16 protein-coding genes are annotated in these 17,839 nt (G+C 66.2%); 7 read left to right on the top strand and 9 right to left on the bottom strand.

The genetic code is table 11. The features are described 5' to 3' along the window. Entirely contained in the window at positions 1 to 1,164 is a 1,164-nt protein-coding gene (locus GLS_RS10045; RefSeq protein WP_226986565.1) for a tetratricopeptide repeat protein, read from the top strand. Here the strand turns inward: GLS_RS10045 and GLS_RS10050 are convergent. The 4 genes from GLS_RS10050 to GLS_RS10065 form a co-directional block, all read right to left on the bottom strand. Then, on the bottom strand, positions 1,148 to 3,997 hold the full coding sequence (locus GLS_RS10050; protein ID WP_041112118.1) for a [protein-PII] uridylyltransferase: 2,850 nt from the start codon (positions 3,995 to 3,997) through the stop codon (positions 1,148 to 1,150). The genes GLS_RS10045 and GLS_RS10050 overlap by 17 nt on opposite strands. After that, complete coding sequence (mutS, locus tag GLS_RS10055) at positions 3,994 to 6,645, bottom strand: DNA mismatch repair protein MutS (RefSeq protein ID WP_041112119.1); 2,652 nt, start codon at positions 6,643 to 6,645, stop codon at positions 3,994 to 3,996. The genes GLS_RS10050 and mutS overlap by 4 nt, the downstream gene beginning before the upstream one ends. Positions 6,646 to 6,740: 95 nt before the next feature. Continuing rightward, positions 6,741 to 8,297, bottom strand: coding sequence for a murein biosynthesis integral membrane protein MurJ (gene murJ / locus GLS_RS10060; protein WP_041112120.1), 1,557 nt, complete (start codon positions 8,295 to 8,297; stop codon positions 6,741 to 6,743). A 76-nt stretch (positions 8,298 to 8,373) separates the two neighbouring features. Then, the gene (locus GLS_RS10065) at positions 8,374 to 8,619 is read right to left on the bottom strand and encodes a hypothetical protein (protein WP_041112121.1); all 246 of its coding nucleotides are present in this window, start codon (positions 8,617 to 8,619) and stop codon (positions 8,374 to 8,376) included. Positions 8,620 to 8,725: 106 nt separating this feature from the next. Here GLS_RS10065 and GLS_RS10070 point away from each other — a divergent pair, with 106 nt between their 5' ends. After that, entirely contained in the window at positions 8,726 to 9,115 is a 390-nt protein-coding gene (locus GLS_RS10070; RefSeq protein ID WP_041112122.1) for a DUF4112 domain-containing protein, read from the top strand. On the opposite strand, the gene GLS_RS10075 is transcribed toward GLS_RS10070, so the two are convergent. Further along, on the bottom strand, positions 9,109 to 9,603 hold the full coding sequence (locus tag GLS_RS10075; RefSeq protein ID WP_041112123.1) for a glutathione peroxidase: 495 nt from the start codon (positions 9,601 to 9,603) through the stop codon (positions 9,109 to 9,111). The genes GLS_RS10070 and GLS_RS10075 overlap by 7 nt on opposite strands. A gap of 181 nt (positions 9,604 to 9,784) precedes the next feature. On the opposite strand from GLS_RS10075, the gene GLS_RS10080 reads away from it, so the two are divergent. Continuing rightward, positions 9,785 to 10,966 (top strand): NupC/NupG family nucleoside CNT transporter, encoded by a 1,182-nt coding sequence (locus GLS_RS10080; protein ID WP_041112845.1) that lies wholly within the window; start codon positions 9,785 to 9,787, stop codon positions 10,964 to 10,966. Between the two features lie 100 nt (positions 10,967 to 11,066). Continuing rightward, a complete protein-coding gene (gene sodC / locus GLS_RS10085) occupies positions 11,067 to 11,591 on the top strand; it encodes a superoxide dismutase[Cu-Zn] (RefSeq protein ID WP_041112124.1) in 525 nt (174 codons plus the stop codon). Between the two features lie 9 nt (positions 11,592 to 11,600). On the opposite strand, the gene GLS_RS10090 is transcribed toward sodC, so the two are convergent. The 3 genes from GLS_RS10090 to tsaD are packed head-to-tail and all read right to left on the bottom strand — an operon-like array spanning position 11,601 to position 14,511. Beyond that, positions 11,601 to 12,575 carry an NAD(P)H-dependent glycerol-3-phosphate dehydrogenase gene (locus tag GLS_RS10090; RefSeq protein WP_041112125.1) on the bottom strand — a complete coding sequence of 325 codons (975 nt, stop codon included), beginning with the start codon at positions 12,573 to 12,575 and terminating at the stop codon, positions 11,601 to 11,603. A 2-nt stretch (positions 12,576 to 12,577) separates the two neighbouring features. Further along, on the bottom strand, positions 12,578 to 13,417 hold the full coding sequence (locus GLS_RS10095; RefSeq protein WP_041112126.1) for a 23S rRNA (adenine(2030)-N(6))-methyltransferase RlmJ: 840 nt from the start codon (positions 13,415 to 13,417) through the stop codon (positions 12,578 to 12,580). Beyond that, positions 13,414 to 14,511 (bottom strand): tRNA (adenosine(37)-N6)-threonylcarbamoyltransferase complex transferase subunit TsaD, encoded by a 1,098-nt coding sequence (tsaD, locus tag GLS_RS10100; RefSeq protein ID WP_041112127.1) that lies wholly within the window; start codon positions 14,509 to 14,511, stop codon positions 13,414 to 13,416. Before tsaD ends, GLS_RS10095 begins: the two co-directional genes overlap by 4 nt. Positions 14,512 to 14,578: 67 nt before the next feature. Between tsaD and hemC the strand changes: the two genes are divergently transcribed. Both hemC and GLS_RS10110 read left to right on the top strand, forming a co-directional pair. After that, positions 14,579 to 15,628, top strand: a complete 1,050-nt coding sequence (gene hemC / locus GLS_RS10105) for a hydroxymethylbilane synthase (RefSeq protein WP_041112846.1) — start codon at positions 14,579 to 14,581, stop codon at positions 15,626 to 15,628. Positions 15,629 to 15,678: 50 nt separating this feature from the next. Next, positions 15,679 to 16,326 (top strand): uroporphyrinogen-III synthase, encoded by a 648-nt coding sequence (locus GLS_RS10110; RefSeq protein WP_226986566.1) that lies wholly within the window; start codon positions 15,679 to 15,681, stop codon positions 16,324 to 16,326. Here GLS_RS10110 and secB read toward each other — a convergent pair whose 3' ends face one another. Beyond that, complete coding sequence (gene secB, locus GLS_RS10115) at positions 16,327 to 16,848, bottom strand: protein-export chaperone SecB (protein ID WP_041112129.1); 522 nt, start codon at positions 16,846 to 16,848, stop codon at positions 16,327 to 16,329. A 193-nt stretch (positions 16,849 to 17,041) separates the two neighbouring features. On the opposite strand from secB, the gene GLS_RS10120 reads away from it, so the two are divergent. Next, entirely contained in the window at positions 17,042 to 17,839 is a 798-nt protein-coding gene (locus GLS_RS10120) for a Tim44/TimA family putative adaptor protein (RefSeq protein WP_041112130.1), read from the top strand.

Here is a 17,839-nt window from a genome sequence, read left to right on the forward strand (position 1 = left end):
GTGAATCGCAGGCCGCAGGATGGGGGTGCGCTGGCCAATCTGGGGGCGGCGTTATTTGCCTGCAACGCGTTCGACGAAGCGGCGACAGTTCTGTCGCAGGCCTGTGAGCGGGGCGCGCGGACTGCGGAGACGCTCAACAGTCTGGGGCTGGTGGAGATGGCGCTGGGCGATCTTCGCGCGGCCTGTGAGACGTTGCAGGAAGCGCTGCAACTCCGGCCTTCGGATGGGCGGATCGCCAACAGTCTGGGGACGGTGCTGATGGAAATCGGGCGGCTGGAAGAGGCCGAGGCGCTTTTTGGGGCGATCGTGATGCGCGAAAGCGGAGAGGAGGCGGATCGGGCGCGCTTCAACCGGGCGATCATTCTGCTGGGGCAGGGGCGGTTTGCGGAAGGATGGCGGGATTTTGAGAGCCGTCGGTCGCTGCTGCGTGTGGTTTCGGATGTTCCACACTGGGATGGTTCGGCGGGAGAGGAGCCTGTGGCCGTTGTGGGCGAGCAGGGGCTGGGCGATGAGGTGCAGTTTCTGCGGTTTCTGACGGAAGCGGCCAAGCGGCGACCGTTGCGGCTGAGGTTCCGGGCTGCTGCGCTGGCGGATTTGATGCCGGAGCTGGATCAGGGGCGGATCCTGCCAGCGGACGGGCCGGTGGCGGCTGAGGTCAGTCTGCTGAGTCTGCCGGCGGTGCTGGGGATGGATGATGTGCCGTCAACGGAGCCGTATCTGGCGGTTTCGGAAAAGCCTGAGGTGGTGCGGATTGGGGTCTGCTGGTCGGGGAATCCGTCCTATCGGTTTGATCGCAGGCGGTCGGTTCCGGTGGAGTGTCTGGAAGCTCTGCGGCAGGTGAACGGCGTGCGCTTTGTGGCGCTTCAGCGCGGCGATGTGCCGGACTGGATGGAGCAGGTTCCGCTTGAGACGCCTGTGGATCTGGCGCGGGAAGTGGGGCGGTGTGCGCTGGTGATCAGCGTGGATACGCTGGTGGCGCATATGGCGGGTGCGCTGGGGCGAGCGTTGTGGCTGCTCAACCGTGAAGGTGGTGACTGGCGGTGGAAGGATGTGGACTGGTACGGGGATGTCCGGCAGTTCCGGCCGCCCTCCGGTGTGGCGGTTGCCGCGGGATGGGAGGCCGTGCTGCGGGAGGTCGCCGAAGCGCTCAGCTTGCGGGTGTAGCGACTGGAGAGCTTGTGAGGGAGGCGAGCAGGGTTTCGCGCAGGCGGGCGAGGCGGACCGGATCGGTGATTTTCAGGCCCAGCAGGTCCCGCACATAGAACACGTCCACGGCGCGCATGCCGTAGGTCGTGATATGGGCTGAGGAAATCTGAAGTGACGCGCTGCTGAGGGCGGATGTGACGTCGTGCAGCAGGCCGGGGCGGTCGCGGCCATTGACTTCGATGACGGTGTGACGGTCCGAGGCCGTGTTGTCGATGACGACGCGGGGCGGGACGTGGATCGCGCGCATCCGGCGCGAGGTGCTGTGATGGCTGGCGTCTTCGATGCCCTTGCGGATGTCGAGGCGTCCCGAAAGGGCCTGTTCCACGAGATGGTTGAGGCGGCCGAGCTGGTGGGGTTCCTCGAAAGAGCAGCCTTCGCCGTCCTGCACCCAGAAGGTGTCGAGCGCCATGCCGTCGCTCAGTGTGTGGATGCGGGCGTCCACGATGGAGGCGCCCGCGACGGCGAGGGCGCCTGCGATCTGGGAGAACAGGCCCGGATGGTCGGCGCAGAGCACCGTGAGTTCGGTGACGCCGCGTTCGGGGATGGGGAAGGCTTCGACCGTGACCGGGGAGCGGTAGCGGTCCGAATCGTGGACCATGCGGGCGTGGCGCATCTGGGTGTCGGTGTCGAAGCCGAGCCAGTAGCTCGGATAGCCGAGGTCCAGAAAGCGGTCGATGCTGCTTTCGGGCAGGGTTCCGGCAAGGCCGTCGCGGGCGAGTTCGCGGGCGTGGTTGACGCGGCTGTCGCGTTCGGTGGCGGCCAGTCCGCCTTCCAGCACCTCGGCGACGCGGGAGAAGAGCTCGCGCAGGAGCGTGGCTTTCCAGGCGTTCCAGACCTTCGGGCTGACGGCGCGCATGTCGGCGATGGTCAGGAGCAAAAGGAGGCGCAGGCGTTCGGGGGACTGGATGGTGTCGGCGAGGTCGAGGATCGTGCGGGGATCGTCGATGTCGCGGGTGAAGGCGGTCTGGGACAGCAGGAGATGGTGCAGGACCAGCCAGGAGACGGTGTCGGTTTCTTCGGGGTCCAGACCGAGCTGCGGGCAGATGGTGAGCGCGAGGTCGGCGCCGATTTCGGAATGGTCGCCGCCGCGTCCCTTGCCGATGTCGTGCAGCAGGACGGCGACGTAGAGCGCGCGGCGGGAACGCAGGTCGCTGGCCAGCGTGTAGGCCAGGGGGATCTCGTCCGCCATGCGACCGGCTTCGATCTGGCCCATCATGCGGACGGCTTCGACGATGTGCTCATCGACCGTATAGATATGGTAGCTGTCGAACTGCATCTGCCCGACGACGCGCGACCAGTCCGGCAGAAGGCGGCCGAGAAGGCCGGTCTCGTTCAGGATCGGGAGCCAGAAGGGGACGGCTTTGGTGTCGTCCGCGCTGGGCTCGCAGAGCAGGTCCAGAAAGATTTTTGCGGTTTCGGGATCGTCGCGCAGGGTGACGGCGTGGCGTTCGTTGCGGATGATCTGCTGCATCGCGATCGGATGCAGGGGCAGATCGTGGCGGCGGCCGCAGTCGAGCAGGCGGAACATTTCGCGGGGCTGGGCCGCGAAGGTCACGGGCTCGATGGGGCAGATGCGGCCGGCGATGGTCTGGAACTCTTCGGGGCCGGGGACGATTTTGGGCGGCTCGCCGGTGGTCTGGTCCTGAAGATGCATCAGCACGACGGGTTGCAGCACGCTGGTGAGGCGCATGACGTCGCGGGCGGTCAGGAAATAGTGGCGCATGAAGCGCTCGACGCCGCGCTGGCGGCCGTGCGTTGCGTAGCCCATGCGGCCGCCGATGACGGGCTGGACGTCGAAGGTCAGGCGTTCCTCTGCGCGGCCGGTGATGTAGTGCAGGTGCAGGCGGACGGTCCACAGGAAATCCCATGAGCGGCGGGCGCGCAGGGATTCGCGGTCTGTCAGCAGGCCGAAGGAGGCGAAGGACGGCGTCTGCGGGGCTTCGGCGGGCTGGCCGTTGCGGTCCGGGGTGGAGACGGCGCAGCCCAGGGCGGCACGGCCCATCCAGTTCAGGGTCTGGAGGTCCCGCAGGCCGCCGCGGCCTTCCTTGATGTTGGGCTCGACCATGTAGGGATTGTCGCCGAAGCGGCGGTGGCGCTGTTCGCGTTCGGCGATCTTGCCCATGACGAATTCGCAGAGCCGGTCGTTCTGCAGATCGGCGCCGAGGGCGCAGCGCAGGTCGCGGGCGAGGCCGCGCTCGCCGTGCAGGAAGCGCAGGTCGAGAAGGGCGGTGCGGATGGTGAGGTCGCTGTCGGCGTCGCGGACGCATTCGGCGATGGAGCGGGTGGCGTGGCCGACGCGCAGGCCGAGATCCCACAGGGCGTAAAGGATGAACTCGATCCGGGCGGTCATGGCCGGGGTCGGGTCACCGGGGATCAGGAAGAGGATGTCGATGTCGCTGAAAGGGGCGAGAAGTCCCGCGCCGTAGCCGCCGGTGGCGCAGAGGCAGAGGGTTTCGCCGGGGGATTCGTGTTTCTGTGCGGCGAGTTCGGCCAGCGCGCAGACCATGTCGTCGGCCTGGTGGGCGAGGGCGCGGGCGGCGTCGATTCCCGACATCCTGCGCTTTTCGAACTCGTGACGGACAGTGGCGTTACCGCTGCCGAGATGCCGCCGCAGGATCGAGAGGACGTTCTCGCGGGTCGTCTGCCCCTGTGCCGCAGCCGTATCGAGAGCGGTCTGCAGGGAGGAGGCCGGGTCGCACGGGGGGGAGGCGGTTCGGTCAGACAGGGGCTTATCCGTATCGTCAGCGAAGGAAAGAGAAGGAGTTTCGCCCCAGAAAGAGGTTTCTTTCAAGTGCCGTTTCCTGAGGCGAGGCGTTTCAGTTCGTATAGCGCATCCAGCGCGTCCCGGGGAGAGAGATCATCGGGGTTCAGGACCCTGATGGCGTCTTCCAGCGGGGTGGGAATGGGGGGCACTGCGGGCTCGGGCGCGGGGGGAATTTCCGGCTCTGCCACGGCTTCGAAAAGGGGCAGCGAGGAGCGGGAATCGGCCTGTTCGCGCTCGAACTGCGTGAGGAGGCGGCTGGCGCGATTGACCACGGATTGGGGGATTCCCGCCAGTTTTGCGACATGCAGGCCCCAGCTTTTGCGGGCGGCACCGGGGCGGACCTCGTGCTGGAAGATGACCTCGCCGCGCCATTCTTTCACGGCCATCGTGTAGGGGGCGAGACGGGGGAGGAATTCGGTCAGGGCGCCGAGTTCATGGAAATGTGTTGCAAAGATTGTCCGGGAGCCGAGCTGGGTGTGCAGGGCCTCGAGCGTTGCCCATGCGATGGACAATCCGTCGAGGGTGGCGGTGCCGCGGCCGATCTCGTCCACGACGACGAGGGATTTCGGGCCGGCCTGATTGAGAATCGCCGCCGTCTCGGTCATTTCGACCATGAAGGTCGAGCGGCCGCGGGCGAGGTCGTCCGCGCCGCCGACACGGGAGAACAGGCGGTCCACGACGCCGATATGGGCTTCCTTGGCCGGAACGGGGAGGCCCGCCTGCGCGAGAATGACGGCCAGTGCGGTCTGTCGCAGGAAGGTGGATTTGCCGGCCATGTTCGGACCCGTGAGCAGCATGGCGCGGTGTTCGGGGGGCAGGGCGCAGTCATTGGGGATGAAACGGGCGTCCGCGCTTCCCGACTCGGCCAGTGCGGCTTCCACGACCGGGTGTCGGCAGGCAACGAGATTGAATTCGGTGCCGTCCGTGACGGTGGGGCGGCACCATGAGCCGCCCTCCGCGAGCAGGCTGCAGGAGCGCAGGACGTCGGCGAGGGCCAGGAACTCCGCAACTTCATCGAGGGCCGGGGTTTGCAGGATGCGGGCGCAGAGCTCGGCGAAGATGCGGCGTTCCAGCGCAGACGCCTTGTCGGCGGCTTCGAGGATCGCGCGGTCCAGACCGGCGAGTTCTTCCGTGGAGAAGCGGGCGAGGCTGGCTGTGCCCTGACGGAAGGACAGTTCCGGGTTGTCGCGCAGTTTCGTGCCGGCAGCGGACGGGACTTCGATCACGTAGCCGAGTTGTGCGTGGTGTTTGATCTTGAGGTTTGAGACGCCGAATTTTTCGGACAGCTCGCCCTGCATGGCGGCGATGATGCGGCGGCTTTCGTCACGCAGGCCGCGATAGCGGTCCAGTTCGGTGTTGTAGCCGGGGGCGATGAAGCCGCCATCTTCGATCCGGGCGGGCAGGGTTTCGGCGACGGCGGCCTGAAGCTGCTCCAGCAGGGCGTCGGCGCGGCCGTACAGGCCTGCGGTGAGGGTACGGATCAGGGCGGGGGTGTTCTGGTCGCAGGCGGGCTGGAACAGGGCGGTGATGTCGTTGGCGGCGATGAGCGTGTCGCGGATGGCGGCGAGGTCGCGCGGCTGTCCGCGTCCGGCGGAAATGCGGCCTAGCGCACGTGCAGGGTCGGGCGTGCGGCGCAGGATGTCGCCGAGAGCCCCGGACAGGCCGGGGATGGATTGCAGCCAGAGCCAGCCGTTCTGGCGGTCTGTGATCGCGGTGGCGTCGGTCAGGGGGGAGGCGAGCCACTGGGCGAGGAGGCGGGAGCCTGCGGCTGTGGCGGTACGGGTGACGGCGCCGAGGAGGCTGTGTTTCGTCTCGCCGTCGCGGGTGCGGAGGATATCGAGGCTGGCGCGGGTGGCGGGGTCGATGCCGAGAACGCCGTCCGTGCCCTGCGGGATGGGGCGGGAGAGGCGCGGGAGGGCACCGGCCTGACTGCGCTGGACGTAGTTCAGGGCCATGGCGCAGGCGATGGCCTGTTCGGGCGGGAAGTCCCCGAGAGCGTCGATCTGGGCGACGCCATAGCCGCGGGCGACCAGGGTGCGGGCGCTATCGAGCGTGGGGGGGACGGCGACGGGAGCTAGACGGGAGGCGTAGTCCGGCGGGATCAGGTCGGGTTCGGACAGGATCTCGGCGGCGTCGAGCCGGGCCATGAGTTCGGGCAGGGCGGTCTCGGGGACCGAGGCGGTTTCGAAGGCGCCGGTGGAGATGTCGATCCAGGCCGCGCCGACCGTCTTTGCGCGCTTTTCCGGGCTGCGGGCGATGGCGAGGAGCAGGTTGGCGCGTCCGGCTTCGAGCAGTTCGTCTTCGGTCAGGGTGCCGGGGGTGACGACGCGGACGATGGCCCGGGAGAGCGGGCCTTTCTGGGGCTTTTCGCCTTTTTTCGGTGGGACCTGTGTCTGTTCGGCGACGGCGACGCGGAAGCCGCGACGGATCAGGCGGGACAGATAGGCCGGGGCTGCTGCGACAGGGACGCCACACATGGGGATCGGCTCGCCCTGATGGGTGCCGCGGGCCGTGAGCGCGATGTCGAGCGCCATGGCGGCGGCCTGCGCATCGGAGAAGAACAGCTCGTAGAAATCGCCCATGCGGAAGAACAGGAGGGCGTCGGGTTCCTGGTGTTTGAGGTCGAACCACTGGGCCATCGCGGGGCTGGCGTTTTCGGCGGTAGGCAGGGGCATGAAGGTGCCGATGGGTCCGGTCTCCGGGCTGTCACTTCGGGAAGGGGTTGGGAAAATAACGTCTCTCCGCCGGTGTGTGAACCGGCGGGATGGGGTCAGCGGGCGCGTCGGCGGTTCAGGCGTGACTGGAAAGCCACGGTGGCGTCACGCAGGCGCACCACTTTCAGGGCATCGAGCATTACGGCGTAGACGAGCATGCCGAAGATGATCAGCGCCGTGAGCATGCCCAGACGCCACACGCCGTGCCAGGCGGGCAGGCCGGGGGCTGCGAGCTTTTCTGCCGCCGCGACCCACAGGGCCATCATAATACCGGCACCGGCAATGCGCAGGGCGCGGCCTCTCAGGAGCGGATCGGCGATGAAGAGGCCGCGTCGGTGCAGGATAACGGCGAGCAGCGTGCAGTTGACGAAGGCGGCGATCGTGCTGGCCAGCGGCGGCCCGATATGGCCGAGCGGACGGTAGAGCAGAAGGTTGAGGACGAGGTTCAGGGCCAGCGTGAAGAAGCCGATGCGGACGGGGGTGACGGTGTCGCCTTCCGCGAAAAAGGCCGGGGAGAGGACCTTGATGAGGACGAAGGCGGGCAGGCCCAGCGCGTAGGCCTGGAGGCACTGTCCGGAGAGGATGGCGTCGCTGACGGTGAAATGGCCGTAGCCGAACAGGGCGGCCATGATGGGGGAGGCCAGAACGATCATGCCGATCATGGCGGGCAGCGTCAGGAGCAGCGTGTAGTCGATGGCGCGGTTGAGGCTCGAATGGACGGCGGTGCGGTCGTTATTGGCGATGTGGCGCGTCAGGAGTGGCAGGAGGGCCGTGCCGGCTGCCGAGCCCAGCACGCCGAGCGGGAGCTGGTTGATGCGGTCGGCGAAATACAGGATCGAAGGGGTGCCGACGGGCAGGTGCGTGGCGATGATGGTATCGACGGTCAGGTTGATCTGGGTGACGCCGGAGCCGACGAGGCCGGGGCCCATGCGGCGCAGGAGGGCGCGCATGTCGGGGGACAGGCTGGGCCATGTCAGATGCGGGGCCATGCCGGCACGTCGGGCGGCCCAGTACAGGGCGCCGAGCTGGACAACACCGGAGAGCGTTACACCCCAGGCGCTGACGACGGCGGTGTTGTGCCAGACCAGTGCGCCGAGGAGGATGGCGGCGATGCCGATGATGTTGAAGGTGACGTAGGCGGCGGCCGCTGCGGTGAACTTGCCGAGGCCGTTCAGCACGCCGGAGACGAGTGCTGCGCCGCAGATCAGCAGCATGTAGGGGAACGTGATTCGCGACAGGTGCACCGCGGTTTCGAAACGGGTGCCGGTGAGGCCCGAGCCGATGAAACTCACGACCAGCGGCATGAAGATTTCAGCCAGGATGGTCAGCAACGCGAGCCAGAGCATCAGTCCGGACAGGGCCTGCCCTGCGAAGCGCAGGGCGGACTGGTGACCCTTTGTTTCGTAGCGCTCGGTGAACATCGGCACGAAGGCGGCGTTGAACGCGCCTTCGCCGAAGAGGCGCCGGAACATGTTGGGCAGGCGAAGCGCGATCAGGTAGGCATCCTGAACGGGGCCGGCACCAAGGAACGCGGCGAGAAGCTGGTCACGAACGAGGCCGAGGACACGCGAAAGCATGGTCCAGCTGCCGACTGTCAGGAAATTGCGAAGCATTTCCTGATCCTAGCCGATCATTCAGCGCCGTGACATATCCCCCGTTACAGGAAAAGCGCAGTGTGACGGATGGGCTTCAGCGCAGGACCGTTTCGCGGTTGTGCAGCGTCGTTTCGGCTCTGGCGGGCTGCTGGATCGTGGGGCGGATCGCGGCAAGGCCGATGCAGAGCAGCGTGACTTCAAGCATCAGCATGGCGCTGGCCCAGAAGATGCCGGACAGGCCAAGGAAGGTCGTGACGTGATGGGCCACGGCCGGGGTCAGTGCGCCGAGTGCGGCGACGACCAGAAGGGGCAGGATCGGGCGGAGGGGTGAGTCCTTCATAAATGTCTCCTGTCACATTTCTGACTTGAACTCTGGCGGCTTTCGATACGGTTGTTCAAGGAAAAAAGATGAACTTCCCTGTCGCTGTTGCGTGATAGGGGGTGCCATGAGCGATTTTTCAAAGATTTCCCCGCCTGTGAGTGTCGCCGAGCTTCGCCTGAGGCTGGAGCGGATCCGGCGTCTGGCCTGGCTTCTGAACTCTGCCGCGAGGATTCCGGGGCTTCGGCTGCGGGCGGGGCTGGATACGCTGCTGGGGCTTCTGCCAGGCGGCGGTGCGTTGATCGGGACGGCGCTGTCGCTTTATATCGTCTGGGAAGGGCGGCGGATGGGCGTGGACCGCCAGATCGTACAGCGGATGCTTGGCAATGTGGCGATCGAGGCCGTGGTGGGCCTCGTACCGCTGGCGGGGGATCTGTTCGATACGGTCTTCAAGGCCGATCTGCGGAATATTGCGCTGATCGAGGCTGCGCTGGCCGGACGGCTTGGCGTTCAGTGATCCAGCAGGACCTTGCGGATGGCTTCCTCAACGCGGTTTGAGGCGGGCTTGGCTAGTGGCGTGAACCAGTTGACGAGTTTGCCATCGCGGTCGGTCAGATATTTGTAAAAATTCCAGCGTGGACGGGCGAGGAAGCCGCCCTGTTTGTCCAGCCAGCGGAACAGCGGGGTGGTTTCGGGGCCGCGCACATGCTGGCGCGCGGTCATGGGGAAGCTCACGCCGTAATTGCGGTGGCAGAAATTCTTGATGTCTTCGGACGAGCCGGGTTCCTGCTGGCCGAAATCATTCGACGGCACGCCGATGATCATCAGGCCTTCAGGATAGTCGCGGCCGTAGCGGGACCAGAGGTGCTGGAGGTCTTCGTACTGGGGAGTGAAGCCGCATTTTGATGCCGTGTTGACGATCAGCAGCGGTCGTCCGCGATAGGCCGAGAGGTCGATCGTGTCGCCGGACAGGCCGGGAAGGCTGAAATCATAGGCACAGGTCATGGGGCTTCTCCCTATCAGTCGGCGGCATCCTAGCGGTTCGGGGGCGTGCAGGCGAGAGAGGAGGGGTGGACAGGACGTGACATGACGGACAGGTTCAGGTCGTTTCGGGTTCAGTTCCGGGTGCGTCGTTCTGTTTTTGGGTGAGGAGTTTGCCTGCGTGATCCTGCGCGTCCTTGTCGGCATGGCCGGTCTTCTGTTTCTGGGTGCGCTTTTGTCCACCAACCGCCGGGCCATCGACTGGTCACTCGTCGGACGGGCGCTGCTGTTGCAGATGCTGATTGCGGCGGTCGTACTTTGGGTGCCGGCGGGTGCGCATGGGCTGCATCTGATGTCCGATGCGGTGACGAAGGTCCTGTCTTACGGGGATGTGGGGAGTGCGTTCCTTTTCGGTGGCTTGGTCGGGCCGAAGATGAACGGGCTGTTTGGCAATGACAGTTTCGTCTTTGCGCTCAAGGTTCTGCCGGAGATCGTTTATGTCGCAGCCCTTCTGGGGCTGTTGCAGCACTGGGGCGTGTTGCAGTTCCTCTCGAAGCTGATTGGTGGTGCGCTGTCGCGGGTGCTGGGGACGACGGGGCTCGAATCGTTCTCGGCGGTGCTGACGATTTTTCTGGGGCAGAGCGAGATGCCGATCGCGCTTCAGACCTGTCTGGCGGAAATGTCGGAAGGGGAGTTGGCGACGGTGCTGTGCAGCGGGACGTCGTCGATCGCGGGGTCCGTGCTGGCGGGATATGCTTCGCTTGGTGTGCCGATGGAGAACCTGCTGGCGGCGTCCTTCATGGCGATCCCGGGGGGACTGCTGTTCTCGCGCATTCTGTTTCCGGGGCCGCGCCGCTCTGATGCGCAGATTGCCGGGGCGGATCACGGGCATCACAGCATGTTCGAGGCCATTGCGGATGGCGCGATGAATGGCGCGAAAATCGCGGTGGCTGTGGGGTCTGTGCTGATTGCGTTCGTGGGGCTGATTGCGCTGGCGAACGGGATTCTGGGTGCGGTTGGGCTGTCTCTGGCGCGCATCCTGGGGACGGTGTTTGCGCCGTTTGCCTGGCTGCTCGGGGTGCCATGGAGCGAATGTGTCGTGGCGGGCGGGCTGCTGGGGCAGAAGATCGCGTTCAACGAGTTCGTGGCCTATGTGAACCTGTCGCCGCTGATCCATGCGCATGCCCTGTCGCAGCGGACGATTACGATCCTGTCTTTTGCGCTGTGCGGGTTTGCGAACATCTCCACGATCGGGATCCTGATCGGGGCATTCGGGAGTGCGGAGCCGCGTCGGCGGACGGATGTGGCGTCGCTGGCGGTGCGGGCCGTGGCAGCGGGGACGCTGTCTAATGCGATGAGTGCGGTGATTGCGGGGCTGTTCGTCTGAGCCGCAGGGGCGTTCACGAATCTCTGATCCATGGGATGGCTGGATCCGGGTAGGATGCGAACAGTTATCATCTTCCTCTGATCAGACTGTGAGTTTCTCCATGCGCCGTTCCGGATTCCTGACCCTTCTTCTGGCCTCTGTGATGGCTCTTCCTGCTCTGGCGTCTGCGGCGGAGCATGTGAGCGGGGAGCTGAAGGGGACGGATGGGGCCACGCACGGGATCGTGGATGTGACGGGAGCGCCCAAGGGGGTTCTGCTGCGTCTGCAGGTCCAGGGGCTGACGCCGGGCTGGCACGGGATTCATTTCCATGAAAAGGGGAGCTGTGCGGCTCCGAAATTCACCAGTGCGGGTGCGCATGTGCATGCGGTGACGCCGGTTGTGCATGGCCTGCTGAGGGCAGATGCGAATGATGCGGGGGATCTGCCGAACCTGTATGTCGCTGCGGACGGGACGGCGACGGTGGAGCTTTATTCCACGCTCGTTTCGCTGAAGGGTGGCAATGGGCTGCCGGCGCTGATGGATGCTGACGGGGCGTCCGTGGTCATTCATGCAAAGCCGGATGATTATCAGACCCAGCCGATTGGCGGTTCGGGAGACCGGGTGGCCTGCGCCGTTCTGCACTGAACCACGCTGTTATTCCCGGGTCGGGGGGCGGTCCAGCAGAAGGTGACGCGCTTCCTCGATCGAGACGCCGTCATTGAGGAGGCGGGTGACGGTTTCGATGATCGGCACCCGCACGTTGTGCTGCCGGGCCAGGGCGAGCATGGCCGGTGCGGTCAGCACGCCTTCTGCGACTGTTGTGCGTGAGGCGAGGATGTCTGCGAGCGGGCGGCCTTCGCCGAGTTCCAGACCGACACTGTAGTTGCGCGAGCCGCGTCCCGTGCAGGTCAGGATGAGGTCGCCCATGCCTGCGAGGCCTGCGAGCGTGCTGGCGCGGCCGCCTGTGGCTTCGGCGAGGCGGCCGATTTCGGCGACGGCGCGGGTGATGAGGGCGGCGCGGGCATTTTCGCCGAGGCCTGCGCCGATGGTGATGCCGGCGCCGATGGCGATGACGTTCTTGGCCGCGCCCGCAAGCTGGACGCCGGCAGCATCATCGCTGGCGTAGAGGCGGAAGCTGGACGTGTTGAGGAGCGCCGTAAGTTTCTGCGCGAGAGCGAGGTCTGTACAGGCCAGCGTTGCGGCGGCGGGGAGGCCTTTTGCGACTTCGATGGCGAAGTTGGGGCCGGAAAGGACGCCGGTCGGGCGGCCGGGCATGGTTTCGGCCAGAACATCGAGCGGCAGGAGGGATGTGGCCTGTTCCAGTCCCTTGCAGCAGGTCACGACGGGGACTGCGGGATCGAGCACGGTCTGGAGGCGCGTGGAGACGTCGCGGGCGGTCTGGACCGGGGTGACGAGCAGGGCGACGTCTGCGCTGCGGGGGAAATCACCGGTGATGGTGACGTTTTCAGGCAGGGTGATGTCCGGCAGGCGCGGGAGGGTGCGGGTTCCGGGTGGGATCGGATTGCGCATCCAGAGTGTCACGTCCGCGCCTGTCGCTGCTGTGGCGCAGGCCAGCGCCGTTCCCCAGGCTCCGGCGCCGATGACGGCGATATGCGGACGTGTGGTCATGGTTATTCTTCTGTCAGTCGTTCGATGTTGATCTGGATGTCTTCGGCCTCGGGAGAACGCAGGCCGGTGGCAAGGGCTTCGAGAATGTTGCGGGCGTCGTCTTCAAAGCCGAACGGGGCGTTGACGACCAGCAGGCCGCAGCCGTTCAGGCGGGAGGGATCGACGGGCGGGCGGAGCAGGAACTCGCAGGCGAGCATGTCCCGGATGCCGGCGTCCTGAAGCGCCGTGTAGAAGGCGCGGACGGGTGTGCGGTGTTTGATCGGGTACCAGACGGCGATGATCCCGGCGCGGAAGCGGGTGCGGATCAGGGCGATGGCGTCGGCGCAGCGGGCGAAATCGTCCGGCTTTTCAAACGGCGGGTCGATGAGGACGAGGCCGCGCTTGAGATCCTTCGGCGGAAGCAGGGCGCGCAGGGCTTCATAGCCGTCACGGTGATGGATTGCGGCCTGCGGATCGGCGTGGAAGAGGCGGCGCAGGGGGCGGACGTCTTCGGGGTGCAGTTCGCAGGCGATGAGCTGGTCCTGCGGGCGGAGTTCGGCGCGGGCGAAAGCCGGGGAGCCGGGGTAGCGGTGCCGGTCCTGCACGTTGGGGCGCACGGCGTCGAGATAGTCCGCAAGCGGCTCGGTGGCTGGCTGTTCCAGAAGCTGGCCGATGCCTGCGCGCCATTCGCCCGTCTTTTCGGCTTCTTCGGATGACAGGTCGTAGCGGCCGCATCCGGCATGGGTGTCGAGGACGACGAAGCCCGCGGGTTTACGCTTAAGCGCCTTGATGAGTGCCAGAAGCAGGGCGTGCTTCATGCAATCGGCGAAGTTTCCGGCGTGGTAGATGTGACGGTAGTTCAAGAGATGTGTTCCGGGGTGGCGGGAGTGCGTTCCGACAGGGGCCAGCGGGGACGGGCTGCGGTGTCGATTTCGTTGGGGGTCTCGCCCGCGTGGAGGCGTTCGAGGGCGGCCCAGGCGACCATGACCGCGTTGTCCGTGCACAGGCGCAGGGGCGGGGCGAAGAAGGGGATGCCGTGGTTGGCGGCGACCTGTTCGAGGGCGTGGCGCAGGGTTTTGTTGGCGGCGACACCGCCTGCAACGACCAGGGCCGTGGCGTTCGGGCTGAGGGCTAGGGCGTGTTCGGCGCGGTCGGCCATCACATCGGCAACCGCACGCTGGAAGGACGCGGCGACGTCGGCGGCGAACTGACGCGGGAGAGCGTCGCGGCTGCCGATCGGGTCCTGTGTGTCGATCAGGCGGCTGACGGCGGTTTTCAGGCCAGAGAACGAGAAATCGCAGCCTTCGCGGCCCTTGAGGGGGCGGGGCAGCGGATAGGCGTCGTCGCGGCCTTCGGTGGCGAGTTTTTCCAGAGCGGGTCCGCCGGGCCAGCCGAGGCCGAGCATCTTGGCGACCTTGTCGAAGGCTTCTCCGGCGGCGTCATCGATTGTGCCGCCAAGGCGGACATAACGGCCGGTTTCCTCGACCGAGACGCACTGGCAATGGCCGCCCGAGACCAGCATCGTCAGGTAGGGGAAGTGCAGGTCAGCACCCAGGCTGGGGAGGCGCGGGGTGAGGATGTGGGCCTCGATATGGTTCACGGCCACGAAGGGGCGGTGCAGCGCCATGGCCAGTCCCTTGGCGTAGGAACTGCCGACGATCAGGCCGCCGATCAGACCGGGGCCGGTTGTGCCGGCGAACGTGTCGATGTCGGCCAGCGTCAGGGAGGCTTTTTTCAGGACTTCCGCCACCAGTGCAGGCAGGGCGTCCAGATGGGCGCGGGCCGCGATTTCCGGGACGACGCCGCCGAGAATGGCATGGTCGGTCTGGGATAGGACGCCTTCGGCCAGGATCGTGCCGTCGTAAGCGAGGATGGCGCAGGCCGTATCGTCGCAGGAGGTTTCGATGGCCAGAAGGGGGCGCGTGGATGCGGATGGAGAAGTGGCGGAGGCTGACATGGGGCTTATTATGGCCGAGTCTGTCATATCATGACAGTCCCGTGTGAATGGGCTAAAGCTGCCGTTCATGAATGCTCCCGTCCTGCCTTCCGAGGCGCTCCAGAGAGTCGCCGCGGAAGCCGTCCGCCGCTCCCACGCCGCTGAGCCGCCTACCGGCCGCAAGCTTCCTCTTCGTGTCGGGTCGCGGGCGTCTCCGCTGGCGCTGGTCCAGACGCGGAACTTTCTGACGCGTCTGACGCGGTTCTGCCCCGTTCTGCGCGATATGGGGGCATTTCAGGAATACCAGATCAGCACCGAGGGCGACCGCAATCTGGTGCAGCGTCTGGCGGAAATCGGCGGCAAGGGACTTTTTGCCAAGGAAATCCATGAGGCGCTGGCGGCCGGGCGGATCGATTTCGCGGTGCACAGTCTCAAGGATCTGGAAACCAACCTGCCGCCGGGCCTCGTGCTGGCCTGTACGCTCAAGCGCGAGGATGCGCGCGATGCGCTGATCCTGCGGGATCGCGACGTGGTGGTTGATCCGCAGCGTCCTTATGACTGTCTGCCGGAAGGGGCGCTGATTGGATGTGCGTCGGTGCGTCGTCAGGCGCAGATGCTGCATGTAAGGCCCGATCTACGGTTCTGCCTGCTGCGTGGCAATGTGCAGACCCGCCTGGACAAGCTGCGGGCCGGAGCGTGCGAGGCAACGCTTCTGGCGCTGGCCGGGCTGCGGCGTCTGGGCATGGAGGATCGTGTGGACGTCGTGCTGGAGCCGCATCAGATGCTGCCGGCCTCGGGGCAGGGCATTGTGGGCGTGACGGTTCGTGAGAGCGATCTGGAACTGCGCGAACTGCTCTCCGCGATCGAGGATCCGGAAGCGCGGGCGGTTTCGACGGCCGAGCGTGCGCTTCTGGCTGAGCTGGACGGCTCGTGCCGGACGCCGATCGGGGGGTATGCCCGGATCGAGAAGGGCGTTCTGAAGCTCAGCGGCATGATTGCGAGCGAGGACGGGACGTTCCTGCTGCGTCGCGAAATCGAGGGTGCGCCGCTTGAGGCCGCCCGTCTGGGGACCGAGCTTGCGGACGAACTTCGCCGCGACACGCCGGCCCATATCTTTGATGAAATGAGGCGTCCCTGACGCTTACCCGGCCTGAACCGGGTCGCCCTGAACTGGCGCGCGCGGTTCTGGTGACCCGGCCGGAGCCCGGACTGTCCGCTACGATGGCGGAGGTCCGGGCGCTCGGCTGGGAGGCTGTGGCGTGTCCGATGCTGGATATCACGACATTTGAGCCTGTTGCGCCCGGAGTGTTCCGGGCTGTGCTGGTGACGAGTGCGAATGCGTTGCCTGCGCTGCGGGACTGGCCTCGGGACCGGCTGGTTGTGGCGGTGGGTGCGCGGACGGCGGCGCGGGCACGCAAGGCCGGGTTCGTGAATGTTGAGGCGGCGGACGGAGATGCGCGGGCTCTGGCGGCGTTCTGCCGGGCGCGGGGCATTCTGGGCGCGGATGTGCTGCTGGCCAGTGGCGAGGGCTACGGCGTGGAGCTGGCGCAGGATCTGGGTGTGCAGCGGGTCGAGGTTTATGCGGCCTGCAAGCGTACGGTTCTGCCTGATGATGCGGCTGCGGCCTTGCGGGGCGGGCGAGTCGATTCCGTGCTGCTGTATTCGGGGAAAACGGCGGAAGCGTTCAGGGAAGCGCTGGGGGCCGAAGAGGTCACGGCGCTGTCTGCCGTGCGGGCGCTCTGTTTGTCAGAGGCCATTGCCGCGCGCCTGGACCCGAAGGAATGGCGCGCGGTGATGTGGCCCGATCCGCTGGAGCAGCTCGGGCCAGTCGTCTGATCAGGCTTCGCCGGCGGGTTCCGGGAACTGCTGGGCGCGCTTGGCCTGCCACAGGGCAACGAAGTCGATCGGCTGCAGCACGACGGGCGGGAAGCCGCCGTCACGCGTGACATCGCTGACGATGGAGCGGACATACGGGAAGATCAGGCGCGGCACTTCAACCAGCAGGATCGGCTCGATGAGCTCCTGCGGCGGGTTGTTCAGCGTCACGACGGCGGCGTAGGTCAGCTCGGCGATGAACACCGTACGACCGGCCTGGCCACCTTCCTGTGCCGGCGGCTCGGCGGCCTCGGCGCGGACGGCCAGGGCGACTTCATAGACGGCCTGATCTTCTTCCAGACGGTTGGCCTGGACGTCGATGTTGACGGAAATCTGCGGAGCAGGGCGCAGTGTTGCGAAAATGGAAGCGCCGGCCGGTACTTCGAAGGAGAGGTCCTTCGTGTACTGCAGGTTGATGGCCAGCGGCATGGCCGGCACGTTTTCCTGGCCCAGGGCAGCGTTGTCGGTGGTGTTCTCTGACATACAGTCTCCGGTTCCGCAGGGGCTGGGCCCTTGGCGGACATCGATTGGAACGATTGCGATCCCTCGGCGGTAGCATGATGTCCGCTGTCCGCCAAGACACGGTTCTGGCGGACAGATGGTTGAGATCGGACGGATTGCACCCTATCTGTAGGTCAACGGATCTTTAACCGAACACTGCGAAACACAGGCCTTCATGTCTTCTGACGACATCCATCTCCCCGCCGGCCTCATGGCTCACGCGGGTCATTATTTTCCCTGGGACCTCGTGGTCCTGTTCGTGCTCGCCGTGGCGCTGGGGGTGAGGCTGTACCGTGTTCTTGGCCGCCGTGTCGGGATGCAGGGGGTGCGGCAGGAACGTCCGGGGGCCGGGTTTGGTCGGGGTGCGCAGAAGGGGGCGGCTCCGGATGCCGCACGTCCGAGCGTTCCGCCGCCGCTGCCCGGGCAGGTTGCTGGGAAACCGGGGGCTGCTCCCGGGATGTTCGATCAGGCGGTGCCGGATGTGGCGTATGAAATTCCTGCGCCTGCCACGCGGGTCGGGACGGTTCTGGGTGAGATCGGGTCTGTTTTCCCGGGATTTTCGCCCGATGGTTTCCTGAAGGAAGCCGAAGGGACGTTCCGTCAGGTGGTTCCGGCTTTTGCGGTCGGCGACCGTACGGCGCTGGAAAAGCTGCTGACGCCGGCCTCCATGGACTCTTTTTCTGCGGCGATTGATGCCCGGGTGCAGGCGGGCGAGACGCAGCGGAGTGATCTGCGCGGGATCGAGAGCCTGTCCATTCTGGATGCGATGCTTGTGTCTGCTGAAGACGGGACGCGGGTCGGCCGAATCGAAGTGAAGATCGTGTCGCGTCAGGTGAATATCCTTACGGATCGTGAGGGTGAGCCGGTGGTCGGAACCGAGGCCGTGACCGAGTTCCACGATCTGTGGCTGTTCGAACGTGTGGCGGGGCAGTCCGACGCGCGGTGGCGTCTGGCGGCATCGCGTCCGGCCTGA

The organism is Gluconobacter oxydans DSM 3504 (genome assembly GCF_000583855.1).
GTDB classification, from domain to species: Bacteria; Pseudomonadota; Alphaproteobacteria; order Acetobacterales; family Acetobacteraceae; genus Gluconobacter; species Gluconobacter oxydans.